The organism is Corynebacterium durum (genome assembly GCF_030408675.1).
GTDB lineage: Bacteria > Actinomycetota > Actinomycetes > Mycobacteriales > Mycobacteriaceae > Corynebacterium > Corynebacterium durum.
Genome location: NZ_CP047200.1, coordinates 276,685 through 299,909, shown reverse-complemented (window position 1 = coordinate 299,909; position 23,225 = coordinate 276,685). Strand labels below are relative to the sequence as shown.

Here is a 23,225-nt window from a genome sequence, read left to right as displayed (position 1 = left end):
TGTTAACGGCAAATGTTGATAAGAACAGTTGTCTCTTAAGCAACACAGGACGCTTAAGACTAGCTTTGACACGCAAAGGAACGAGGAACTACGTTGTGAGCACTTTTCGCCGTATCGCCGTATCAGCCGCAGCAACCAGCTTCGCAGCTGGGATGCTCCTCACTGCAGCACTGGCCCCATCAGCTACAGCCGGACCGAAAACTGCTGTTGAGCAGGCAGGTAATGCCTCTCAGGCAACTGTGACGATTGGTGAACGTGCCGTTGATCCGGCTCCCTTGTGGCGTGAAAAGGTTGCTGAGCACCCTGATCGCGTGAAAGAGATGTGGGCCTACTCCCCATCAATGGATCGCCATGTGCCACTGTTTGTGATCACCCCGAAGGACAATTCCCAGCCCCGCCCCACTATCTACCTTCTTAATGGTGCAGATGGGGGCGAGGGCAAAGCCAACTGGGTGATGCAGACGGACATTGTTGATTTCTACATGGATAAGAACGTCAACGTGGTCATCCCCATGTCCGGCCAGTACTCCTACTACACCGACTGGGTATCGGAGAACGCAAACCTGGGCGGCAAGCAAACGTGGGAGACCTTCCTGACCAAGGAACTGCCCGGTCCGCTGGAGAAGACCCTCAAGGCGTCTAACCAGCGCGCCATTGCTGGCATGTCAATGACGGCCACAACCTCCCTCCTCTATGCCGAGCACCACCCAGGGTTCTATGATGCCGTTGGCTCTTTCTCTGGTTGTGCGCAAACCTCCGAAGGGCCTGCCCTGGAGTATGTTCGCACGGTTCTGAGCCGTGGTAAGGCAACCCCAGAGGAGATGTGGGGACCGGTTGGCACTGAAACGTGGGCATACAACGACGCCCTGATCAATGCCGAAAAACTGCGCGGCACCCCCATGTACGTATCCAATGGGTCTGGAGTAGCAGGCCAATCGGATATGGTATCCAGTCCACATATGCACGGGGACCCTGTATTCGCCGCTGGTACCGTTATTATTGGTGGCGCTATTGAAGGCGCTACCAACCTCTGCACGCATGATTTGAAGGCGCGTCTCGATGCCGCTGGTATCGGCGCAGACTGGAACTTCCATCCCACCGGAACTCACTCGTGGGGTTATTGGCAGGATGATCTGCGCGGTTCCTGGCCAACGTTTGCCCGAGCCTTTGGAATGCAGCCTTAAGAAAAACTAGGAGAATGAAGATCCCCATGAAAACTTTTCGACACGTAGCCGCCGCCGTCACTGCCGGCGCGCTTCTTGTGGGTTCTGCACTGGCAGCTCCCACCGCCCTGGCGGGCAAGAGTGCAGCCGAGCAGGCTGGAGGCACCACCCAGGCCACGGTGACAGTGGGTGAGCGCAATGTCGACCCGGCTCCGATGTGGCGCGAAAAGGTTGCAGAACATCCCGACCGTGTGAAGGAAATGTGGGCATATTCCCCGTCCATGAACCGCCACGTGCCGCTGTTCGTGATCACCCCGAAGGACAACTCCCAGCCTCGCCCCACCATCTACATGCTCAATGGTGGTGACGGCGGTGAAGGTCGCGCTAACTGGGTGATGCAGACCGATATTGTTGATTTCTACATGGATAAGAACGTCAACGTGGTCATTCCCATGGCAGGTAAGTTCTCCTACTACACCGACTGGGAGCAGGACGTTGAGGCACTGGGTGGCAAGCAGACCTGGGAGACCTTCCTAACCAAGGAACTGCCCGGTCCGCTGGAGAAGACCCTCAAGGCTTCCGACAAACGCGCTATCGCTGGCATGTCCATGACCGCCACCACCTCCCTGCTCTACGCTGAGCACCACCCCGGCTTCTACGATGCTGCTGGTTCCTTCTCCGGCTGTGCTCAGACCTCCGAGGGTCTTCCGTTGCAGTACATCCGCATGACGCTGGACCGCGCCCCCGCTACCCCCGAGCAGATGTGGGGCCCGCTGGGCACCGAGAAGTGGGCCTACAACGACGCCCTGATCAACGCCGAGAAGCTGCGCGGCACCCCGTTGTACGTATCTAACGCCTCCGGCCTGGCTGGCCAGGCTGACCTGTGGTCCAGCCCCCGCACTGGTGGCAACTCCGCAAATGTTGGCGTGTATGTCGTTGAAGGCGGTGCCATTGAGGCCGCTACCAACGCCTGCACCCACGACCTGAAGGCACGTCTCGACGCCGCCGGCATCGGCGCAGACTGGAACTTCCGCCCCACCGGCACTCACTCCTGGAACTACTGGCAGGAAGACCTGCGTGGCTCCTGGGAGACTTTCGCCCGAGCATTCGGTATGTAAAACCCTACGCGACTAGGAGAGTACGATTCCCATGAAGGCTTTTCGACACATAGCAGCCACGGCTGCCGCTAGCGCACTTATTGTGGGTTCTGCGTTGGCAGCCCCCACCGCACTGGCTGGCACCAAGGCCGCTGAACTAGCAGGAAATACCCCACAGGCCACGGTGACGGTGGGCGCGCGTAACGTCGACCCAGTCCCCATGTGGCGTGAAAAGGTTGCTGAACACCCTGATCGTGTGAAGGAAATGTGGGCGCACTCTCCGTCCATGGATCGCGATGTGCCACTGTTTGTGATCACCGCGAAAGATAATTCCCAGCCTCGTCCCACCATTTATCTTCTTAATGGCGCGGACGGCGGCGAAGGCAAAGCCAACTGGGTGATGCAGACCGATGTTGTTGACTTCTACATGGATAAGAACGTCAACGTGGTCATCCCTATGTCCGGCCAGTTCTCCTACTACACCGACTGGGAGCAAGAGAATGCAAACCTGGGCGGCAAGCAAAAATGGGAGACCTTCCTGACCAAGGAACTGCCTGGTCCGCTGGAGAAGACCCTCAAGGCTTCCGACAAGCGCGCCATTATGGGCATGTCCATGACTGGCACCACGTCCCTGCTCTACGCCGAGCACTACCCCGGTTTCTACGATGCAGTCGGCTCCTTCTCTGGCTGCGCCCAAACCTCCGAAGGACTTCCACTGCAGTACGTCCGCATAACGCTGGACCGTGGACAAGCTGTCCCTGAGCAGATGTGGGGCCCGCTGGGCACCGAGAAGTGGGCCTACAACGACGCCCTGATCAACGCCGAGAAACTACGTGGCACCCCCATGTACATCTCCAATGCCTCCGGCCTGGCAGGCCCAGGGGACCTGTGGTCCAGCCCCCGCACTGGCGGTGATTCTAACTTGGTTGGTGTGTACGTAATTCAGGGCGGCGCCATCGAGGGTGCTACCAACGCCTGCACCCACGACCTGAAGGCCCGTCTCGACGCCGCCGGCATCGGCGCAGAATGGAACTTCCGCCCCACCGGCACCCACCAGTGGGAATACTGGAAGCAGGATCTGCGCGATTCCTGGCCAACAATTGCCAAAGCATTCGGCATGGAGTAAACCTCCCTTTTTCACAAGCGCCAGCCTGTGGGGCTGGCGCTTTTTCGTGTCGGAAGTGGACTCAGCTCTACCTCAGAATGGAGTTCTGTTGCATTGCCCGCCAGGTCACAGTTTGGTTGGGTAGAAGCATGGTTTCCACGCAGACGACCGCCCAGCAGGCAGATCCTTCACAATCCGTGCAGTGGCCACGTGGTTTCACCTTTAACTTTTTTCGTCTGCTCAAAACTCGGAACACGTGGAAAGCACTGTGCTGGTCGTATGTGATGGCAATACTCGCCTTGCCGTTGTTGGTGGTGTGCGGTTTTGTGATCACCATACCGCCCACAGCCGCTGCGATTGATTGGCTGGCACGACGCGGCGCGCGGTGGATGGGCATGACGGTTATTCAGCGACCGCGTTCTGGGTGGCTTGATTGGCGGCTGATTATCAGCCTCGCGGCTCAGGTGATTTTGTCATCGGTGTGCCTCATCATCACTCTCATGCTGAGCATGATGGCTATCGCTCTAACAGCAGAGTTAGTCATGCTCGGCATCAACGGGAGCCCACATGATTATGGGCTGACATTCGGTGACTGGCAGCCACCAATCGCGGTATCCATCGGTTTTGACGTGCTTACCGTATTCAGCAGTTTCGCCGCTTTAGTGTATGCCGGCTGGTTTTTTACTGGTGCATCAATGTATGTCACCACCGCAGCGAACCTGTCCACTCAGGAACAGGTGGAGGAGATTGAGCGTTCCCGCGAGGTTCTGATTGATGCATTCACCGGGGAGCGTCGGCGCATTGAGCGGGAGTTGCACGATGGTGTGCAGCAGTATTTGACTGCGCTGCAGCTGAACATCGCCACGCTGGAACTCAGTATGGATAGTCCCAGCGAGTCCGCGACGGAATCCATTGAGCAAGCGAAACTGAACGCGCGACGGGCGTTGGAGGCGCTGCGGTCCACAATTCGTGGAATCTACCCCCAAGTGCTGCAAGACATGGGTCTTGTGGCGGCGTTGCGGGAGCTTGTGGCACATAGCGGCATTGAGGGAGAGGTTCTGGTCGCAGCGTCTCCTGGGGCATCCGATCACATTGAGGGTACCCCCGCGTTGTTGATGTACCACTGCGCTGCTGAAGGGATTACTAATGCGGTGCGGCATGGTAAAGCAACACACGTGTGTATTCGAGTGCATTTCGATCACGAGTCAACGGTGCTGGCGGTGGATGATGATGGCATCGGGGTGCAGGAGGGCGTCGAAAAGCAGAGCAGCAGCGGAACGGGGACGGCGGGTTTGCAGGAGCGCGCGGCGGCACTGCGGGGCGCGGTGGTGTTGGAGCCGTCGGCACTGATGAGGGGTGCGTGTTTGCGGATTAAATTGCCTCGGATTGAGGTTATTAGCGCGGCTGAAAGTCTGTGAAAACATGACGTTTCGCCGTATGTTGCGCATCGTTGCTTGAATCTGAAGCCGAAAAGTTAGCTCACCCACACTGTGGGCGCGTATCAACACCGCGACGCGCACCGTAGCTGATAATGGTAACAGCGAGAAAGGTGAAGGTACTGTGAAAATTCTTCTAGCGGAAGACTCGGCACTGCTGCGTGCCGGCCTGGCGGAACTCCTTCGGGCGGCAGGGCATGAGGTGGTGGAGGCCGTGGACGCGGATTCACTGGTAGCGGCGTGCCAGGCCACCTCCCCTGACCTGGTGGTGTCTGATGTGCGCATGCCGCCAAAAATGTCAGACGACGGTCTGGAAGCTGTGTATCGTCTGCGCAAAGCACGCGCCGACGCGAACGACACACACTTGCCTGCAGTGATTCTTTCCCAATACGTGGCCAGCGCCTACTTGGATACCCTGCTGGAGCACGGAGGTTTCGGCTACCTCTTGAAAGAGCGCGTTGCCAACGTTGCAGAGTTCACCCGCACCCTGGAAACGGTGGCGCAGGGCGGAACGGTGGTGGACCCCGAGGTGGTGAAAACCCTGATCCAGAACCGCACCAGCGGCATCAGCAACTTAACCAGCCGTGAGCAGGAAATACTCGGGCTGATGGCGGAGGGGCTGAGCAATTCCGAAATCAGTGACCGTCTTGTTGTGAGCGCCGGTGCGGTGAGCAAGCACGTGGCCAACGTGTTCATCAAGCTGGGGTTCACACCCGACGACGAAAACCGCCGGGTGCGGGCGGTTCTGGCGTGGCTGCGGCACCAAGCCAACTAAGATACACAAGCGATGACTACCACGAGGCTGCGCCGCTCCCCCATCCCCGGTGTCCGCGATTCCTATACCGGGGTTGACTTCAACCTGGGTTTTCATGTGCGTCACTACGAGTTGACGCTGGATTACCGGGTCGGACCGAACCGCCTGTCCGGCACGGCGGTGCTCACAATAGAAAACTACCAGCCGCTTCGCAGCCTCACCCTTGACCTCTCCCACCACATGCGTGTGGCCAAGGTTAGCGCCCGCGGCGTGGGCGGCATGAGCGCCCAGGTGTCCAAGTTCCGGCACACACAGGGAAAACTGCGGGTGTTTTTCGCACAGAGCATTCCCGAGGACCAGGAGTTTTACCTCACCATTAGATATGTGGGCACCCCCCGGCCGATCCGCACCGTCTGGGGTGAGCTGGGTTGGGAGGAACTGACCAACGGCGCGCTCGTGGCATCGCAACCCTGCGGTGCTCCCAGCTGGTTCCCCTGCGACGACACCCCCGACGAAAAAGCCCACTTTGACCTGGTCATCAGCGCCGACAACCCCTACACGGTAGTAGCCAACGGCCGCCTGCTTGCCCGGCGCGCCTCCGGCTCCCGCACCACCTGGCATTACCGCACCGACCACGCCATGGCCTCCTACCTGGCCACCATCCAGGTGGGTGAGTACCAGCGCATCGAACTGGCCCAGAATCCCGTTCCCGTGGTCGCCTACATTCCCCCCAGCTTACGGCCCTATGTGGATGTTGATTTTGCCGACCAGGCGGCCATGCTCCAGCTCTTCCAGAACCTGTTTGGCCCCTACCCGTTCCGCGACTACACCGTGGTGATCACCGAAGACCCCCTGGAGATTCCCCTAGAGGCGCAAGGCTTATCCATTTTTGGCAGGAATCACGTGCCGGGCGATAAGACGTGGGAGCGCCTGGTTGCCCACGAGCTCAGCCACCAGTGGTTTGGCAATTCGATGGGGCTTGCCCAGTGGAATGACATTTGGCTCAATGAGGGTTTCGCCTGCTATGCGGAGTGGCTGTGGCGCGAGCACGCGCATGGGGTGCATGCGTCGGTCTCGGCCCGCCACCACTACGACATTCTGGCCCGCCTGCCGCAGGATTTGCTGCTCTCCAACCCTGGCCCGCACCTGATGTTCGACGACCGCGTGTACAAACGCGGCGCCCTCACCGTCCACGCCCTGCGCTGTGTGCTTGGCGACGCCGCCTTCTTCCGCACCATCCAACGCTACGTTGCGGCGGGCAGGCATTCGGTGGTGGAACCGATCGATCTGCGTAACCTGTGCGAACAAGCATGCGCGGAGGAAGGCATAGACGTGGCCCGCTTCCACGAGGTATGGAATTCCTGGCTGTACCGGCGGGAGCTTCCGGCGTTTCCCGTGTCTTAAACATACGCGCTTTGTTTGATCCTTGTTCTCAAGACCACCCATGTCACAGCGGCCCCTAAAGATGCTGCGGCTATTTGAGTGGACGATGCTTCTTGCAGAATGATAGTGAGCGCCCACAATAAAAGACCAGACTCAGGGTCGTACAGCGCGCTTTGGCCGATCATCCATACAGCCAGCGAAACGATAGTCGTATTCATACCACAGAATGCAGTAAGCAGGAAGAACAGCGCAAGATAGACCGCAAGGTTGCGCGCCAACAAGGATTCTTCAGTAGAGATGCCCCAGATGAGCATGGACGGTGAGGTTAGTGCGATCAGCACCACAGCGTCTGCGCACCACCACGGCAACCGCGACGAACACTCAAAATACGATAAAGCGCTGGTTGTATATAGCCCAATGGCGGCCGTAATCATGAGAGCAAGGACCGAATCGATGGTCACTGGTGGGGCAAACGAACTGAATATTGGCGGGAGCGGCAGCGGAACACCACCACTCAGTGCAGAAATGACATACACTACCGCAACCAGTGGGAGAACGAGGGTGAGCCGGTGTCCCTTGACGTAGCAACGAAGCCAGTGCATCACAGCTCGTTCTTTTTCATGTTTACCCACGTCAGAACTTCCTCTGGTGTTGCCGGTCTCGTCTGACGTGCCGCCCACTCTTGCCACGCATCACTGCTGATCGCCGTCGCCCACAGTTCTGATTCCCTAGCTGCAAGCGTTCCAGCAAAATGCCGATATGCTTCAGCAGGATCAGTGCTGTTGCTGAACGGCAATGCCGAACCTGTTTCACCAAGAATCCACAGTGACATGTCAATGGCACCGATCTTGTAGTTAGGGTCCGGCATGATAACAGGCTCATTGCTTGGAAGCCACTCAGGCGGCATGGTTGCAAGAATCTGTCTATACGCACTGCGATTGGCTTGAATTTCCGCATCAGTATTTTCGGGCCACGAACACATACCATCCCGACAGATAGCTTCACGTGTGTCACGCGGCTGCGCCGCAGCAAAATTTTCAATCGACTGGGCGACCACTGATGCATACACAATACTTCCGATGCCAATGATACTGACAACCCCGCACAGTACCCGAGGAACACTGATGCTCGGAATGTATGAGTTTCCCCTTCTGAACGCCACAACAGACGCCCCAATTGCGGCAATGCCACTCAAGCACAGGACTGACGCAAACACCATTTGGGTACTCAAGGTGGAGGATAACTTACAACAGGCAGACGGAACGCCAAACATGTGCCGCCACCTGTAATCAGTAAGCGACCACGCAAATGATGTAACTGTAAAAGGCAGCACCGTAGCAAGCAACAAACCAACAACGCGGGGAAACACCCAGACAAACACCACACCCATCAACGACCAGACAAACCCCATCAGGGCAGCAAGCAGCACTGTAAGCGGATGCGGGTACAGCACCATGCCAAATAACCACATCTGATACGCCCAGAGCACACCGAAAGCCACAGCCGTCCATATCCAACAGGGAATTAGAATCCAAGCGAGTAGCCGAAGCATATTACGTCGCCGACCCAGGTTCTTAGCGACGCCGTGTAAACGTGCCGCATCCCAGGCAGCCGACACACACAGACCACTAATAACAAAGACCATCCCGCTTAAGATAAACGCCCCCACTGATGAGGGTAGCGCATTAGTAAGATATGCATCCAACGAAGCGTAGACAGAAAAAGCGATGGTCACCCCAGGCAGCCACAGTGAGGGCCTACGAATAAACCTGCTCATGTTCATGCTTTCCTGGTCCTCCCATTAGTCCCCTCGCTAGGAAACATCGACCGTGCAAACGCTTCCACCAAAGGATCAGAATGTTGTGAAGTACGGAGCACATCTGGTGCATCATCAAAACGGACCACGCCTTCATCAATAATCACCACGCGGACAAAAGGCCCCAGAATATCCGTTGGGTCATGACTAGAAACAATCAGTCCCACACCAGCATCCGCTACAATCTGGTACAGGCTTCTCAATGTTTCTTTGCTCAATGGGTCTAAGGCTGCGCCTGGCTCATCAAGAAGAACCAAGTCCGCATGAGAGTTAAGCGCCATTGCCAAGGCCAATCGTGATTGCTGACCACCACTCAGATTTTGGCAGGGACGCTGTTCATAGCCCTCAAGTCCAACATGCTTAATCCAATACGCCGCATCAACTTTTGCTTCACGACGTGGGCGACCATTCAACCATGCAAGGTGGACTACATAATCCATACAACTAAAGCCAGGTACTGCAATAAATCTCTGGGGAAGATACAGCACCCGCCCATCTCGATGAACAGTCCCCGAGGCAGGCTTCAACAACCCAGCAATCAGCTTGAGAAGCGTTGTTTTACCTGCCCCATTTCTACCGAGAAGCAACAAAGGACCCAAAGATAGTGGAAGATTCAATTTATCAAAAATTAAATCATCAGCTTTTGGATGCCTATAAACAAGATTCTTAAGGTAGAAATTCATGATACGCTATCTAAAAATCGAGAGTAGTTGCCCCTGAGATACGTTGCCAACCTTGCAATCCACCCACCTTATAGTAGTGACTTCCAGCAACAACCGGGAAAGAATTATGAGCAACTGACCAATAACAACCTCGCGCATCACGAACCCCAAAGCTAGCATCAGGCCTGAAGCTATTATCCATCCTAACTTCCATCATCAACGTCCGATGAGCCGCAGCACCAGAATCCGTAGAGCACCTACTTGTATTAACCCAAGTCAGACCGCTCGAACCATCCCACCAGCGACCACTCTCGAATCCATTACGTACACCGCTGAAAGACTTATGCAGAGTCTATTCCTCCGCTTGCATTGGAGCAAAAACCATAACCATCATAGACATTGCGAATGCCGCCATCAAAATTTTCAAACAACTTCTTGCTTGAATATTTTTCCAATCACTTCGACCACAAAACCTTTCCCACATAGATGACAAGATGAACGAAATTGACGTTTGCTAGCAAACATCTTTACGATTCATTCATTACAAATAAACCTTATCCCAACCCTTTTCACGAAGTCAACCGCCGTTCAAAATTTATAAAATAAAGAAGGTGATTCATCAGCAAATAGTCAATACATTATTTACCTAAAACTAACCTTGAAGTAATATGTAGGGCCATTCTTGTCAGAATATTTGTTCGTTAGGCATTCATACCTAGTGCCCTAACGCGGCGATATCACTACCAGTACATTGCAGACGATCTTCATGTCCGCCATCGGACGCACGCTCACATTTTGAGGACCCTGCAGTCCTTAAAAAGACACGTTTCCCCCTTTTACCTGGTCTGACATCGATGGTTTTCTAAAGATGTCGTCATCAGGATTCAACTGTTTTCCTTTGGATGTTAATCTAATCGTGGAGTCCGTTTCTGATAGCCCATTATGTCGTTGGCAGTTCCCAGCAAAGAAAACCAAAAGGCTCACCCCTGCCACCCATCCATGCGAGGTAGGTTGGCCCCGGTTCTCTACCCCTAGTAACGGAACCAGTCACTGACTTCGATATGGCCGTTTTACCCTGTTCCATCATACCCCCGGGGGTGATGCCACCGAAGGCAGCGACATATTCCACACCGCTCATGTGACCTCAACCCACGCCCACTACCAATGTGAGGTCTCACCGTAATGTGAATGCAAACACAAAGCATGTCTAACGCGTCGGGCGACACACAATGCAACCAACTATGCAACGTCGCTAGAAGAACTTCTATCTCCTTAGATTTTGCCATAGACATCAATGTGGGAGGATACTTCCACCATGCTTGTGTTGTTGATGCAACAGGACAGCAAATACTGGTCATGCGGCAACTATCGACAATCCACACGGGCAACAGCAAAACCGACATCCAGAATGCTTGTGTCATCGCACACGTTGGACTGCACCTACCCGATGCGCTACACGGCATCGGGTAGGTGGAAGAGGCATTTCAACAGCTGAAAAGTCCTAGCAGACATTGATAACGACCTCACCCGTGCCCAGCTTCCCGAACCGATCAGTGATGCGCTGTTTGCCACGATGACCAACCAACACGTCGCTATTACCGGTACCCTCCAACCCACACTGAGAGTGGCTATAGCACAGAGGATGCTCTACTCAAACGAGAGCATCAACACGCAATCAAGACAAAAGACCTCAAGCTTCTTGACGAGATTTCGCAGACACATATCCTGCCATCAATGCGGGGGATTGAGCTGAAAACAGCAGCGCAAATTCTTATGACCGTGGGCCATATGTCCGATTTCCCGATCTCAGGGCATCTGGCGTCCTCTACTGGATTATCACGCCAGATCAGCCAATCAGGAACTACGATCATGACGACTTCGCTGAACCGGGCTGGCAACAAGAAACTAAAAAACGCCCTGCGGCAATCGTCTTCTGCAGTGATCAGATCCCACGAGCGTTCCCGACAGTTCTACGAACATAAAACGGCATGAGGGCAAGCGACACAACGCCACTGTGGTCACCTTGGCGCACAAACGCATCAAGGTCTTGTTTGCTGTGATGAAAATGGTGAACTCTACCATGATGCCGACACGGATCAGCCGCAGGAGGAGGAGACAGCCTAAGCACACCATCATGAACCACCTGACCTATCAGAGAAAACCCGCCCCTCTGTGTCTCGGTGGTTGTGAACCAAGGATCCCCGCCCTCCTTGGACGATAATTTACAAGCACTACAAAATAAGGACACACTAATGGACACCACACAGGCAAAGACACAGCAGCCCCCTACCATCGCATCTTCGACCACGCCACAGCCATCCTGACCCAGATCATCACCCAACTCCGCATACGTTGAAGTAGCCACCTTCAACTAGGTCAATCCTGTCCACGAACCTGTAGGGTGAATCAATTCTGCTTTTGTGCAACGAGTCGAATACTCCAGTCGAGGTACCATCTTAGGAATCACCACGCGAACCCGCCAACGCGACAACAGTACAGTCGTCCAAACGGTCGGTATAGGTTATCCCAGGTTAGGATCGGATTATTTAGCACAACTATGCCCGGTTTGATCTAGGAGCTGTCACCTGACGCCCAGCACCCCCGAAATACCCCACCTCACAATATGAGACCACGTGATGGTGCCAGCATACCCCAATGGTAGCAACATAGCGTTTTCTATGATCGAATGCTCACCACACCCGGCGCGCAACAAAATCTTTGGACACTCCCACCTGGAACAGCATCCACCGCACCCACCAACTGTAATATAATTAGAATCCGTTAACCACTCACCATCCCGCAGTATGACATTCAAAAAATATATTAGAGTAGCACACTATGCCCACAATGAAACCAGGAAGCATTACCGTACTTATTTCAGTATATTCCAGATCTGATCCAAATGAACTTGATGAGACATTGAATAGCTTATGGGGACAGACACTGGCAGCCGAATCTGTCCTCATAATAAAAGACGGCCCTACCCCGAATAAAATAAATCAAGTAATCTCATATCATCAATCACACCATCCCGAGCTCACCACAATACAACTAGAGGAAAATCAAGGTCTTGGCCCCGCACTACAACAAGGACTTGCGGAAATTAATACTGAGTTTTTCGCACGCATTGATTCAGACGATATCGCACTACCACATCGACTAGAACATCAAATTATCTTCCTTCAAGACCATCCAGACATTGCTGTGGTTGGAACGGCAGTTATAGAATTCGATGACCACATTTATCAAAAAACAAAAAATCTAAATCTTGCAACAACAGAGATACGGTCACTGCCAGAAAAACATGATGATATCGTACGGTATTGCCGGATCAACTCACCACTCAACCACCCTTCAATCATGGCCCGCACGGCTATAATTCGGCAAGCCGGCGGATATCGCCAACTACATTTCATGGAGGACTATGACCTTTGGGCTCGACTAATTTCTATCGGGGCACGTCTACATAACTTACCCGAGCCACTGACTTATTTCCGCACATCAACTGCCCAAATTCAGCGACGCACTGGGATGGGAATGCTTAAGCCAGAGTGGCAGATGCAGCGGAATCTTATCTCATACGGAATAATATCCAAGCCTCAGGCCATCTTCAATCTAATTGTGCGTACTTTTTATCGAACTATTCCCGGGCCAATTCTCAAAAAAATAAATTCCATTTTATTTAGTAAAAGATAAAATATTTTGAATTAGTTTCACATAACTGATGGCTGACAAAATTGTTCAGCGTTTCTACCACTATGGAGCCCCCATGAAGACTCTCAGTTTTGCAACTTTTTTCGCAGCCTTATCTGGTTTTGTAGTAGTATTAATTTCAGCGCGAATACTTGGCGCCGAAAACGCTGCTGACTTCATGGCTTATTGGGGCATGTTTTTCGCTTTCGCAGGTTTTATTGACGGCTTGATGCAGGAAACCACCAGGGCAGTCGCAACATCAGCTCAAAAGTCAAAAAAGGTAATGCATGCGGCTTCACCTTGGAAAATAGGGACGCTAATAGCAGTCATTTTAGGCATTATCACGCTAGCAACCTCCCCGTTATGGCTTATCTATTTGCTATCAAGCGACCACAGTCTCGCCATAATAATGCTCGCCGTTGGGGTGGTATCATACACATATCAATCAATACTTTCCGGAACCCTGTCAGGGCTTGGGCTTTGGCATCATTATGCGGGACTTGTTGCTTTAGATTCGGGGATACGCTTCATATTAACGCTATGCGCATGGACCACACAATGGGGATTACCTTTTTTCCTTTTTGTCACAGTCAGCGGAGCATTAAGCTGGGCCATTGTCTTCATTACTTCAAAATCCGCGAAGCGCGCTTTCGTGACATACGCCGACGTTCCTTCAAGCGAATTTATTCGGCGTGCATTTGTAGCTATGCTCGCTTCCGGGGCAACCGCGATTTTGATAACCGGCTTTTCGCCTGCCGTTAAAATTTTAGGAGGATCAACAGCCACCACCACATTAGGCGGGATCATTATGGCCGTAACATTGACCCGCGCGCCCCTTCTGGTTCCCCTGCAACGTTTCCAATCAACTTTAATTGTGTATTTCGTGGAGCACAAGAATGAAATATTTAAGGCGGCCTTAAAACCCATTTTTATAACAATCTTAATAGGATTAGTTGGAACCCTTCCCGCTTTCTTTATTGGGCCTTGGTTCTTAGACGCTTTTTTTGGACCCGACTTCGAGGTCCCCGGTATCATTCTATCTGTTTTGACATTTGCCTCAGCTTTCAGCGGCGCACTCATAATCACCTCTGCCGCTGTTTTGGCCTCTGAACTGCACAGACTCTATGTTGCAGGCTGGGTATCGGCCGCCATTATTGCTTTCAGCAGCTTGCTGTTACCCCTGCCACTTGAAACATGCGTATGTATTGCATTACTTCTCGGCCCCATGTCCGGTTGTGTAATCCAGATTTTCGGAATATATCTTTTAAGACTTAACGGACATACAACAGCGGCTGATACCTTTAGCAGTGCTAAAATAAGCACCATGCCCAAGCTCACTGCACTTGTCACGGTGTATCACCGCATTGATCCGGCGCAATTCCGGGCGTGTTTGGATAGTTTAAGTGCGCAAACCCGTCCGGCCGAGGATGTTGTCATTGTGGAAGACGGCCCCCTCGGCCCCCAATTGCGGGCGATTGTGGAGCAATTTATCAACACATATTCGGGTGCCCGCAGTGTGGTGCTGGCCCGCAACATGGGTGCCGGACCTGCGTCGGCGGCTGGCCTGGCCACGATCAACACGGAGTTTATGGCGCGCCTGGATGCGGACGACGTCGCAAAGCCGGAGCGGTTTGAGCGGCAGCTTGAATTTTTTGAGCAGCACCCGGATGTTGATGTGCTGGGAACAGCAATGGATGAGTTTGATGGCAGCGTGGACCAGGTGATTAGCACGCGGCGCCTGCCCACCTCCCATGCGGAGATCCTGCGGTACGCGCGCCTGAACTCGCCGATTAATAATCCCAGTGTGATGATGCGCGTGGATGCCGTGCGGGAAGCGGGCGGCTACCGAGACGTGTACCACATGGAGGATTACGACCTCTACGCTCGCATGCTTGCCGGTGGAAAACGCTTCCACAACATGCCGGAAGCATTGACATATTTTCGCATATCAACTAGCGTTTTTGAGCGTCGAACAGCCCAAGGAATGTTCAGCGCTGAACGACAAATGCAGAAAAATTTGGTGGCGTATGGGCTTATTTCCAAGCGCCGTGCGTGGCTGAACCTGGCGATACGTAGTCTTTATCGCCTACTCCCCTCGGTCGCGTTGAAAGCAGCATACGGAAGGTTGTTTCACCGCCGCTAGGCGCGTGGGTTGACTCATGGATAATACGTCCCTGGATTACACAGACACGTGGGTGATCATCCCCTGCTTCAATGAAGGCGCAGTCATTGGCGATGTGATCCGTAACGTGCGCCACGTGTTCCCCAACGTGGTGGCCGTCAACGACGGCTCCACCGACGACTCCGCCGCCCAGATCAAAGCTGCGGGCGCACACCTGGTCAACCATCCCGTCAACCTGGGACAAGGCGCCGCCCTGCAAACGGGGGTGGAATACGCCCGCTCCCAACCGGGGTCGCGGTACTTTGTCACCTTCGATGCGGATGGTCAACATCAGGTGAAAGACGTGGTCGAAATGCTCGATCGCCTCCGCACCGGCGACCTGGACATCGTTGTGGGCACTCGCTTCGGCCGCCCCCGCCCCACCGACGACCAAGTGCCGCTGCTCAAACGCATCGTTCTCAAAACCGTGGTGTTCCTCTCCCCCAAAACACGACGCCTCGGGCTTACCGACGCCCACAACGGTCTGCGCACCTTCAACCGCAAGGTCGCCGACGAACTCAATATCCGCATGAACGGCATGAGCCATGCCTCCGAATTTGTCACCCAAATGGACGAACGCGGTTGGCGGGTAGCGGAACAGTCTGTGGACATTCTGTACACCGAATACTCAATGAGCAAAGGACAATCGCTTATTAATGGTGTGAACATTCTTGCCGACGGATTGCTTGCGAGGAAATTACCATGACCGGACAGCTCTTAATGCAACTCTTCCTGCTCCTTGCTACCGCAACCCTTGTCCTCTATTTCCTGGGAAACCGCCGCAAAGCCCGCGCAAAAGCAGGTGTGAAACTTGGTTTCCTACTCTTTATCGCCGCCTGCATTTGGGCCGTACTCCGCCCAGATGATCTCACCATTGTGGCGAATTATGTTGGTGTTTCACGAGGCACAGACCTTCTGTTGTATCTTTTAGTGGTTGCGTTTATGTTTACCACTTTGAGCTCCTACATTCGCTTCCGCGAGCTGGAACTCCGTTACGCGCGTCTCGCACGGGCAGTGGCTTTACAAAACGCCATTGCACCCGAGCCTGACACTGAGGAAGAATGAAAAACGCGTTTTCCGCCATCACTAAAACAATGTGGGCGTTCATCGCCCTGCTCATCGTCATTGCCGGACTCACCGGATACGTACTAGGCGAACGGGGTGGTGCTGCTTCTGAGAGTGCCGTTGGCAATGCGGCACCTAGCAACGCCCCGAGCGCTAAGGGGAACAATGAGGACACCGCCGCCCTCGCCGCCATGGCGAAACCCGGCGCGAACGGCACCAAAGGCGACGGCCCTAAAGCACTAGACGACGGCACCTACGATGCCAAGGTCTACGGTCCCGGCGGCCCGCTGGAAAAACAAGAAGATGTGTACAACATCCACCGCCGCTCCGCCACCGACCCCTTCGCCGTGGGGGCTATCGACGCCCCGGTGGTCATCTCCGAATTCTCCGACTTCGAATGCCCCTTCTGCTCGCGGTTTGCCAACCAGACCGAACCCGCCATCCTCAAGGACTATGTGGATAAGGGCCTGGTGCGCTTGGAATGGAACGACCTCCCCATCAACGGACCCAACGCTGAAGCCGCAGCCCGCGCAGGACGAGCCGCCGCAGCCCAAGGCAAGTTTGTGGAATTCAAGCACGCCCTGTACACGGCTTCCAAAGACGTGAACGGGCATCCGGGCTACCAGATGGAAGACTTCGAACGCTTCGCTGAAGAAGCAGGCGTACCTGACATGGACAAATTCCGTGAGGACGCCTCCGGCGACACCTACAACGAGGTTGTGAAACAAGCCCGCTCCTACGCCACCTCACTTGGCATCAGCGGAACCCCCGGCTTCTTCGTTGGCGGCCAGTTCATCAGCGGCGCACAACCCACCGAGGTATTCGTCCAGGCGATTAACGACGAACTCGCAAAAACCGTCTCCAAGGAACGCTAATGGTCAGCATCGGTTTCCTCGGGGCATTTCTTGGCGGCGTGCTCGCCATCCTCAGCCCCTGCTCCGCACTACTCTTGCCCGCTTTCTTCGCCTACGCTTTCACCTCGAAACAGCAACTCGCGGCCCGAACCCTTGTGTTCTTCCTGGGCTTGGCCTGCGTGCTCGTACCCGTTGGCGTGGGTGCCGGGAACCTCGGTGGCCTGCTCACGCAACACCGTGACACGCTGATCACCATAGGCGGCTGGGCGATCATAGCCCTTGGGGTGTACACCTTCCTGGGGTTTGGTTTTAACATCCCCGTACTATCATCGTTGGCCTCCCGAGTGCGTGGTTCCGGGTGGGTGTCGGTGTTCCTGCTTGGAGCGGTCTACGGATTCGCTGGATTCTGCGCAGGCCCGCTCCTTGGAGCGGTGCTCACCACCGCTGTGGTTGGCGGAAATCCCGCCTATGGCGCGCTGGTTATGGCACTTTACGCTCTTGGCATGACGGTACCGCTATTTCTCATGGCGCTGGTGTGGGACCGCTGGGATATCGGCTCCCGCACCTGGTTACGAGGACGAGCATGGCAGCTTGGCCCCCTGCGGCTCAACACCATGAGCATGATTGCCGGTGCGCTATTCATCTTCATTGGATTGCTGTTCATCACGTCCTACGGCACCGCAACACTCCCCTCGCTGCTGTCTACCGACACGCAATTCAACATTCAAACCTGGGCTGGGCGCTGGTCCGAGCGCTATACCAACGCGCAAGTACTCCTAGCCGTGGCAGTTATCGCCGAACTCATTCTGCTGGTGAAAATCCTGCAGGATGGGAGGAAGGCGGAGGGCTAGACTACGTATTCTTAGGCTCCGTTGGATAGACCTGATGATGTTCATCCCACCAAAGAATTCGGAATGTCGCCCCTGATCTATACCCCCAGAGGCGACGCGTCGAGCCCAGGCGAAATCTAAATAGCTCTTCTTCCGCTTGGTCTAGTGTTGGGTTAATTTGCCTGCTGATGCGGACACTTGCTTAGAGGAAGTACGTTCTATGTGATGAAGATTCGTGTCCGCAACCGCCTTCATTTTTTTCTGAGCTGATTGCTTCCCCCGCCCCTTAGGTTTCTTTCCCATCACGACGCAGCTGCAGAGTCCAAGCCGCCGTAATAATCTTGCATAATGTCAAGATCTATTACCTCGGAACAATACTCACCCTCTGACACTTCGCCGCGCGCTACTTTCCATGGCCTTTCGGAGTGAGTAATATCGCTAAGCTGCTGTCCAGTAAGGTGCCCGTATGCATCTAACACAGCATCAATGGTCTCGCGCTCATCACGATCAAGTGCCTCTGGATTGCCTGCAATATCGTCTTGTTCTACAACAAATTTGCCACGATGCCGTTCAAATAATGCGTACACAACAGGGCCATTTGCCCATGCCTGGATCGGCTCATGAAAAAGCGGCTTTTCATCCCAAGCAAGGTTCCAAGCCTGCGAATAATAGCAAAGCTTCTGCAGTTTCATTGTGGTCATTGATCCACGCTGCTGCAGGATGTAAGAAGCCACGTCAATCACTGAAACCATAGTTTCACTCTGCCCCTTCAATATCCACCCCCACGTTGGAGCCGCCTGGGGGAATCGAACCCCCGACCTATTCATTACGAGTGAATCGCTCTACCGACTGAGCTAAGGCGGCGTGGACTCCGTGAAGTCCGAGAAGATACTTTACCCTATGGTGTTAGCGCACACCTAATGCAAGGCGGATGCGTCCCACCATGCTGTCTAGGGCGACCACTGGCCGGACGTTTTGCCCGAAGAGTTCCCGGGTTTTCATGATGGCGTCTATGCAGGTCACAATGGCTTCTGCGGGGTGTCGGGAAGCGATTTCCCTGGAGAGTCCTTCCATGTCTGGGTGGGTAAGGCCGATGCCAGCGCCGGTCGCAGTAATGAGTGCGTCGCGGTAGATTCCGGCGAAGTCTACAAGCGCCAGGTCGAGGGCGTCGCGTTTTTGGCGGGTGCGTCGTTTCTTGTGGGTGGCTTCGAGTTCTTTTTCGGCGGCGTTGAGGGAAGATCGCAGGCTGGCCACCCGTTTTCCTTTCATGCCACCACCCATGGCTGTCTGAAGTTTCTCCTTTTCAGAAGCTTCGATGGGTTCGAGACGTTGGTCTACTTCGGCTTCGATTTTGGTAAAAAGCACTCCCACTTCCTGGAAGGCCAGGTCGCCGTGGTAGATCAGTTCGGCGAGCCCTAGGACCTGGGCGCGTCGTTGTTGGGCGACGATGTTGTGCGCGAGGTGCCGGGCCCGGCCGATGTGTCCTACACTGGCCGCCGCAGCGAGGGCGGCATCATGCTCGCTGACTCCTCCTTCAGCAACGAGTAATGCCGCGACGTCGTCGTTGCTGGGTACCGGTACATACACGTGCCTGCAGCGGGACACAATGGTCGGCAGGATGTCTCGGGGGTGTGTAGAGGGGGCGCACAACATGAACACGGTGCGTGACGGTGGTTCTTCCACGGATTTCAGAAGGACGTTGCTGGCGGATTCCGTCATGCGATCAGCGTCTTCAAAAATCACTACCCGCCAGGGCGCGCTGGTAGGCAGGGTATGCGCTTTCTCCACAACGTCGCGTGCAAATTTCACGCCGGTGGTGAGTTCCTGGGGCTGAATAAGTTCCACATCAGGGTGATTGCCCGCCAACGCAGTGCGGCAGGCCTGGCACTCTCCACAGCCAGGCACTTCTGAGGTGCACACAAGTCCAGCGGCTAAAGCACGCGCTGCCACTGTCCTGCCGGACCCGGGCGCACCGGTAAACAACCATGCGTGGGTGACGGAACCGGAGCGGGCGGCCGTCGCGGCGTCAATAAGCAAGCTGCGGAGTTGACTGCCCCCGGTTAGGCGATCAAAGACAGTGGAGGTAGATGTGCTCACCTACCCCACCTTATAATATTCGGGACCAGTTGAAGGAGGATCATGAGACGGTTCGCGCAGGTAATGAAGTGGCTGTGGGGCACCTCATGGCCGCTTTATGCTGCTACGGTACTCGGCTCAAATGTCCTGGGCGCGCTGGCGATCATGCTGTTTGTGCGCTACCTACTGCCGATCCCGGAAATAGCTAATTTTGGCACGGATTCCAACTACCTGCGGATAGCCGGGATTGTGTACGTGGTGCTGGCGGTATTTGCGGGTGTGGCGGTGACGCTGCGGCTGTTCCTTCCGGTGCTTCGATGGCAGCACAAACCGGACGAACATGACCCGAATATGGTTCGTAACCTGGTGCTCAGGATTCCGGTGTACCAGGCGGTGCTGTGCGCCGTGGTGTGGCTGATTGGGGTGTCCATAGTCACTGTGGTCGCGGCGTCGACATCCTCGCGGCTGGCGTTCGTGGTGGCGCTGGCCACGATCCTCGGCGGGGCGATCGTGGTGTTGCTGACGTACCTGGAGGCGGAGCTGCTGGTCCGCCCTATTGCCGCGAAAGCCCTCGCCCAAGGGTTTGCGGATTCTACCCTGGAACCGCCGGTGCGGGTGCGCATGCAACTAACCTGGATAGTCACCTCGGGGGTGCCTATCCTGGGCATGCTGCTCATGATGGTGGGCCAGCGTGTGCAGTATTTCCACCACGATTCCAGTAGCATCCTGCCAGGCATTATTGCGCTGGGATGCGTGGCGCTGATCACCGGCGCTGTGGGAACAACCCTGGTGACCAAGAGCATCGTGGACCCGATTTCTGAGCTTCATGAGGCCATTGAGCGCGTGCGCCGCGGCGACGCCAACACCGCCGTCCGCATTTACGACGGCTCGGAAATTGGTGTACTTCAAGCGGGCTTCAATGAAATGATGCGTGGCCTGCGGGAACGCCAGCGCGTCCACGATTTGTTTGGGCGCTATGTCGGCGCAGAAGTGGCCAGCCGCGCACTGGAGGAGCTGCCCACCCTCGGCGGCGAGGACCGCAACGTCGCCGTCCTGTTTATCGACGTCATCGGCTCCACATCCTTCGCCGTCAACCACACTCCCGAGGACGTTGTCGCCGCGCTCAACGACTTCTTCGAGCAGGTTGTTGCTGTGGTGCACCACAATAAAGGTTTCATCAACAAGTTCCAGGGCGACGCTGCCCTCGCCGTATTCGGCGCTCCCCTGCCGCTTTCCGACGCCGCGGGCCACGCCCTCGCCGCCGCCCGCGAACTGCGCCAGAAACTCAAGGGACTCAAACTCTCGTGCGGCATCGGCGTCGCCGCAGGTCACGTGGTGGCCGGGCACATCGGCGGTTCCGACCGGTTCGAATACACCGTCATTGGCGACGCCGTGAACCAAGCCGCCCGCCTCACCGAACTGGCCAAAGACACCCCTGGTCGGGTACTGACCTCCGCTGCCACGCTCCGGGAAGCAAACGAAGCCGAACAAGCCCGCTGGACCGTCCTGAAATCCGTAGAGCTGCGCGGACGCAAAGAAATGACCCAGCTCGCCCGGCCGATTCGCCCGACACTGGCGGATAGGTCTTAGCCGAGCAGGGCTAAGGGCACGACAGCGACCCCGTCTGCTCGTCGATACGCAGTAGAGCCTGTTGTAAGAACTATTTTGTCCACAAGGCGGTCGCCTATCTGCTCCCCCAGCCAATGAAGATGTGAAACATCCTTATCGTCCACTGTCGGAGACAATTTCACTTCAAACGCTAAAACAGCACCATCGTAGCGTTCGAGAATAAGATCAACCTCATGTTCGCCCGCCTTCGTTCGCAGGTGAAAAGTCCGCGCCTCGGCGGCTTGTCCAGCAGTGCGGACGCACAGTGTTGCCAATGACTCAAATAATTGGCCAAAAATCTCCCCAGTACCTTTAACGGCGCTCACAAGTGTACGGTCCGTGATACCTAGAAGGTTGGCTGCTATTCCTGGATCAAAAAGCTGATGTTTAGGACTCAAGTTCAATCGGGCCAAGGAAGGGGCTTGCGGCGACCACGCAGGAACAGAATCCAGTACCCAGATCTTAGTAAGCAAATCGCGATATTTATCCGATGTTTTCTTACTGATTTTGTCGGTATCGGCCGGAGTCGCTGCGTCAAGGATTTTAGTGTAGGTAGTCGTGGTTGATGATGCTGCTGCATATGCGGTTAACCACGATCGCAGTGTGTCAGGTCGTCGTACACTCCCACCTTGCTCCGGCACATCCCTGTCGATAATCCGTGTGACATATCCGGCAATGGACGCACGGCGAGCGCGCGGGGAAAGGTCATAAATGCCTGGCAAACCCGTGGAACAGATAGCGGTGGCATAGTCAGAAAGCGAAAAATCACTATTACCAGCGATGTCCGCTTCGCGTTCAAACAGATCGCGGATAAACACAGTTGGCTGGGTTCCTGCACGTTCAGCGAGACTCAAGGGGCGCATCCTCAGCGAAATTATTCGCCCCGCGCCAGAATGTGTTCTGGCTCCCACGACTGGCGATGCAGAACCTGTGAGCAGAAAGGTGGTTGCCACTTTATCGTCGATCAGCCTCCTCACCGTGTCCCAGACTGGGGGATAGTTTTGCCACTCATCAACGCACACAACACTTTTTGCTGTGAGCTGCCTTTTCGCGTCAGCCTCAACAACCTGCCTCACCGCAACATCATCCAGCATCAAGACCACGTCACTGCGAAGCGAAGCTGTCGCCGTCTTCCCAACACCTTTAGGGCCATCAATCGCGATGCCTGATAAATCCTCGATCAGCTCGTCCAGCTCATAGTCAATATATCGAGTGAGATACGCCTGCTTAGAATGTCGTTTCGGGAGCACAAAAGTCTCCTTCCAGGTAGCACACACCAAAAGTATACTCTACATGCGGAAATATCGTTTTATTGACACGGTTGGAGCCGTTTCGTCGGAGTTTTAGGAGCCGTTTCGTCAGGGTTTTAGGAGCCGTTTCGTCGGAAGCTCGGCGGGGCTGACGTTGCCGGGTCGGCGTATCTTCCGTATTCTGATCCAAGCATTTTGGGCTTACAGACTCTATGCCAAAGAAAACATAGGACGATTTTGGAGATCCAAGGTCTGTCGCCACTTCGTCGCGC

Annotated in this window: 20 protein-coding genes, 1 tRNA gene and 1 pseudogene; 14 read left to right on the top strand and 8 right to left on the bottom strand. The window is 55.0% G+C overall.

The window, feature by feature from the left end; genetic code table 11:
• Window positions 1–95: 95 nt before the first annotated feature.
• From CDUR_RS01330 to CDUR_RS01305, 6 genes are all read left to right on the top strand, one after another.
• Window positions 96–1,184, top strand: coding sequence for an alpha/beta hydrolase (locus CDUR_RS01330; RefSeq protein ID WP_411763063.1), 1,089 nt, complete (start codon window positions 96–98; stop codon window positions 1,182–1,184).
• Between the two features lie 26 nt (window positions 1,185–1,210).
• The gene (locus tag CDUR_RS01325) at window positions 1,211–2,281 is read left to right on the top strand and encodes an alpha/beta hydrolase (RefSeq protein ID WP_040359413.1); all 1,071 of its coding nucleotides are present in this window, start codon (window positions 1,211–1,213) and stop codon (window positions 2,279–2,281) included.
• Window positions 2,282–2,312: 31 nt separating this feature from the next.
• Window positions 2,313–3,386 (top strand): alpha/beta hydrolase, encoded by a 1,074-nt coding sequence (locus CDUR_RS01320; protein WP_179418696.1) that lies wholly within the window; start codon window positions 2,313–2,315, stop codon window positions 3,384–3,386.
• Between the two features lie 128 nt (window positions 3,387–3,514).
• The gene (locus CDUR_RS01315; protein ID WP_179418695.1) at window positions 3,515–4,783 is read left to right on the top strand and encodes a sensor histidine kinase; all 1,269 of its coding nucleotides are present in this window, start codon (window positions 3,515–3,517) and stop codon (window positions 4,781–4,783) included.
• A 142-nt stretch (window positions 4,784–4,925) separates the two neighbouring features.
• Entirely contained in the window at window positions 4,926–5,576 is a 651-nt protein-coding gene (locus CDUR_RS01310; RefSeq protein WP_179418694.1) for a response regulator transcription factor, read from the top strand.
• Window positions 5,577–5,588: 12 nt separating this feature from the next.
• Complete coding sequence (locus CDUR_RS01305) at window positions 5,589–6,959, top strand: M1 family metallopeptidase (RefSeq protein WP_179418693.1); 1,371 nt, start codon at window positions 5,589–5,591, stop codon at window positions 6,957–6,959.
• Here the strand turns inward: CDUR_RS01305 and CDUR_RS01300 are convergent.
• From CDUR_RS01300 to CDUR_RS01290, 3 genes are read right to left on the bottom strand one after another with little or no spacing between them, the layout of a single operon-like run.
• The gene (locus tag CDUR_RS01300; protein ID WP_179418692.1) at window positions 6,956–7,570 is read right to left on the bottom strand and encodes a hypothetical protein; all 615 of its coding nucleotides are present in this window, start codon (window positions 7,568–7,570) and stop codon (window positions 6,956–6,958) included. The genes CDUR_RS01305 and CDUR_RS01300 overlap by 4 nt on opposite strands.
• Complete coding sequence (locus CDUR_RS01295; protein ID WP_233452975.1) at window positions 7,540–8,715, bottom strand: hypothetical protein; 1,176 nt, start codon at window positions 8,713–8,715, stop codon at window positions 7,540–7,542. The genes CDUR_RS01300 and CDUR_RS01295 overlap by 31 nt, the downstream gene beginning before the upstream one ends.
• Before the next feature lie 2 nt (window positions 8,716–8,717).
• The gene (locus CDUR_RS01290; RefSeq protein WP_179418691.1) at window positions 8,718–9,437 is read right to left on the bottom strand and encodes an ATP-binding cassette domain-containing protein; all 720 of its coding nucleotides are present in this window, start codon (window positions 9,435–9,437) and stop codon (window positions 8,718–8,720) included.
• 1,245 nt (window positions 9,438–10,682) lie between these two features.
• Between CDUR_RS01290 and CDUR_RS12950 the strand changes: the two are divergent.
• Window positions 10,683–11,540, top strand: a pseudogene (locus tag CDUR_RS12950) (transposase).
• Window positions 11,541–12,263: 723 nt separating this feature from the next.
• On the top strand, window positions 12,264–13,112 hold the full coding sequence (locus CDUR_RS01280; RefSeq protein WP_179419169.1) for a glycosyltransferase: 849 nt from the start codon (window positions 12,264–12,266) through the stop codon (window positions 13,110–13,112).
• 486 nt (window positions 13,113–13,598) lie between these two features.
• On the opposite strand, the gene CDUR_RS01275 is transcribed toward CDUR_RS01280, so the two are convergent.
• The gene (locus CDUR_RS01275; protein ID WP_290208012.1) at window positions 13,599–14,189 is read right to left on the bottom strand and encodes a hypothetical protein; all 591 of its coding nucleotides are present in this window, start codon (window positions 14,187–14,189) and stop codon (window positions 13,599–13,601) included.
• Window positions 14,190–14,433: 244 nt separating this feature from the next.
• Between CDUR_RS01275 and CDUR_RS01270 the strand changes: the two genes are divergently transcribed.
• The 5 genes from CDUR_RS01270 to CDUR_RS01250 are packed head-to-tail and all read left to right on the top strand — an operon-like array spanning window position 14,434 to window position 18,040.
• Complete coding sequence (locus CDUR_RS01270) at window positions 14,434–15,252, top strand: glycosyltransferase (RefSeq protein WP_179419168.1); 819 nt, start codon at window positions 14,434–14,436, stop codon at window positions 15,250–15,252.
• Window positions 15,253–15,268: 16 nt separating this feature from the next.
• Window positions 15,269–15,976 (top strand): polyprenyl-phospho-N-acetylgalactosaminyl synthase PpgS, encoded by a 708-nt coding sequence (ppgS, locus tag CDUR_RS01265; RefSeq protein ID WP_179418689.1) that lies wholly within the window; start codon window positions 15,269–15,271, stop codon window positions 15,974–15,976.
• Window positions 15,973–16,335, top strand: coding sequence for a DUF2304 domain-containing protein (locus tag CDUR_RS01260; RefSeq protein ID WP_006062753.1), 363 nt, complete (start codon window positions 15,973–15,975; stop codon window positions 16,333–16,335). Before ppgS ends, CDUR_RS01260 begins: the two co-directional genes overlap by 4 nt.
• On the top strand, window positions 16,332–17,210 hold the full coding sequence (locus CDUR_RS01255) for a DsbA family protein (protein ID WP_179418688.1): 879 nt from the start codon (window positions 16,332–16,334) through the stop codon (window positions 17,208–17,210). Before CDUR_RS01260 ends, CDUR_RS01255 begins: the two co-directional genes overlap by 4 nt.
• The gene (locus CDUR_RS01250) at window positions 17,210–18,040 is read left to right on the top strand and encodes a cytochrome c biogenesis CcdA family protein (protein WP_179418687.1); all 831 of its coding nucleotides are present in this window, start codon (window positions 17,210–17,212) and stop codon (window positions 18,038–18,040) included. Before CDUR_RS01255 ends, CDUR_RS01250 begins: the two co-directional genes overlap by 1 nt.
• Before the next feature lie 281 nt (window positions 18,041–18,321).
• Here CDUR_RS01250 and CDUR_RS01245 read toward each other — a convergent pair whose 3' ends face one another.
• The 3 genes from CDUR_RS01245 to CDUR_RS01235 all read right to left on the bottom strand — a co-directional run bounded on the left by CDUR_RS01245 (window position 18,322) and on the right by CDUR_RS01235 (window position 20,116).
• Window positions 18,322–18,771: a Panacea domain-containing protein gene (locus CDUR_RS01245; RefSeq protein ID WP_179418686.1), complete on the bottom strand. Its 450-nt coding sequence runs from the start codon at window positions 18,769–18,771 to the stop codon at window positions 18,322–18,324.
• Window positions 18,772–18,807: 36 nt separating this feature from the next.
• A tRNA-Thr gene (locus tag CDUR_RS01240) sits at window positions 18,808–18,883 on the bottom strand.
• 42 nt (window positions 18,884–18,925) lie between these two features.
• Complete coding sequence (locus CDUR_RS01235) at window positions 18,926–20,116, bottom strand: DNA polymerase III subunit delta' (RefSeq protein WP_179418685.1); 1,191 nt, start codon at window positions 20,114–20,116, stop codon at window positions 18,926–18,928.
• Window positions 20,117–20,158: 42 nt separating this feature from the next.
• On the opposite strand from CDUR_RS01235, the gene CDUR_RS01230 reads away from it, so the two are divergent.
• A complete protein-coding gene (locus CDUR_RS01230) occupies window positions 20,159–21,685 on the top strand; it encodes an adenylate/guanylate cyclase domain-containing protein (RefSeq protein WP_179418684.1) in 1,527 nt (508 codons plus the stop codon).
• Here the strand turns inward: CDUR_RS01230 and CDUR_RS01225 are convergent.
• Window positions 21,682–22,953 carry an ATP-binding protein gene (locus CDUR_RS01225; protein WP_290208011.1) on the bottom strand — a complete coding sequence of 424 codons (1,272 nt, stop codon included), beginning with the start codon at window positions 22,951–22,953 and terminating at the stop codon, window positions 21,682–21,684. The two genes, CDUR_RS01230 and CDUR_RS01225, sit on opposite strands and share 4 nt — an antisense overlap.
• Window positions 22,954–23,225: the final 272 nt, after the last annotated feature.

What these genes read in the sequence shown, in the direction of transcription:
- CDUR_RS01325 (WP_040359413.1), top strand. Translation starts at nt 1,211, where the DNA reads ATGAAAACTTTTCGACACGTAGCCGCCGCCGTCACTGCCGGCGCGCTT.
- CDUR_RS01290 (WP_179418691.1), bottom strand. Translation starts at nt 9,437, where the DNA reads ATGAATTTCTACCTTAAGAATCTTGTTTATAGGCATCCAAAAGCTGAT.
- CDUR_RS01315 (WP_179418695.1), top strand. Translation starts at nt 3,515, where the DNA reads ATGGTTTCCACGCAGACGACCGCCCAGCAGGCAGATCCTTCACAATCC.
- CDUR_RS01260 (WP_006062753.1), top strand. Translation starts at nt 15,973, where the DNA reads ATGACCGGACAGCTCTTAATGCAACTCTTCCTGCTCCTTGCTACCGCA.
- CDUR_RS01230 (WP_179418684.1), top strand. Translation starts at nt 20,159, where the DNA reads ATGAGACGGTTCGCGCAGGTAATGAAGTGGCTGTGGGGCACCTCATGG.
- CDUR_RS01245 (WP_179418686.1), bottom strand. Translation starts at nt 18,771, where the DNA reads ATGGTTTCAGTGATTGACGTGGCTTCTTACATCCTGCAGCAGCGTGGA.
- CDUR_RS01295 (WP_233452975.1), bottom strand. Translation starts at nt 8,715, where the DNA reads ATGAGCAGGTTTATTCGTAGGCCCTCACTGTGGCTGCCTGGGGTGACC.
- CDUR_RS01270 (WP_179419168.1), top strand. Translation starts at nt 14,434, where the DNA reads ATGCCCAAGCTCACTGCACTTGTCACGGTGTATCACCGCATTGATCCG.
- CDUR_RS01275 (WP_290208012.1), bottom strand. Translation starts at nt 14,189, where the DNA reads ATGAGTGCGCCGCTGAAAGCTGAGGCAAATGTCAAAACAGATAGAATG.
- CDUR_RS01280 (WP_179419169.1), top strand. Translation starts at nt 12,264, where the DNA reads ATGAAACCAGGAAGCATTACCGTACTTATTTCAGTATATTCCAGATCT.
- CDUR_RS01250 (WP_179418687.1), top strand. Translation starts at nt 17,210, where the DNA reads ATGGTCAGCATCGGTTTCCTCGGGGCATTTCTTGGCGGCGTGCTCGCC.
- CDUR_RS01305 (WP_179418693.1), top strand. Translation starts at nt 5,589, where the DNA reads ATGACTACCACGAGGCTGCGCCGCTCCCCCATCCCCGGTGTCCGCGAT.
- ppgS (WP_179418689.1), top strand. Translation starts at nt 15,269, where the DNA reads ATGGATAATACGTCCCTGGATTACACAGACACGTGGGTGATCATCCCC.
- CDUR_RS01255 (WP_179418688.1), top strand. Translation starts at nt 16,332, where the DNA reads ATGAAAAACGCGTTTTCCGCCATCACTAAAACAATGTGGGCGTTCATC.
- CDUR_RS01320 (WP_179418696.1), top strand. Translation starts at nt 2,313, where the DNA reads ATGAAGGCTTTTCGACACATAGCAGCCACGGCTGCCGCTAGCGCACTT.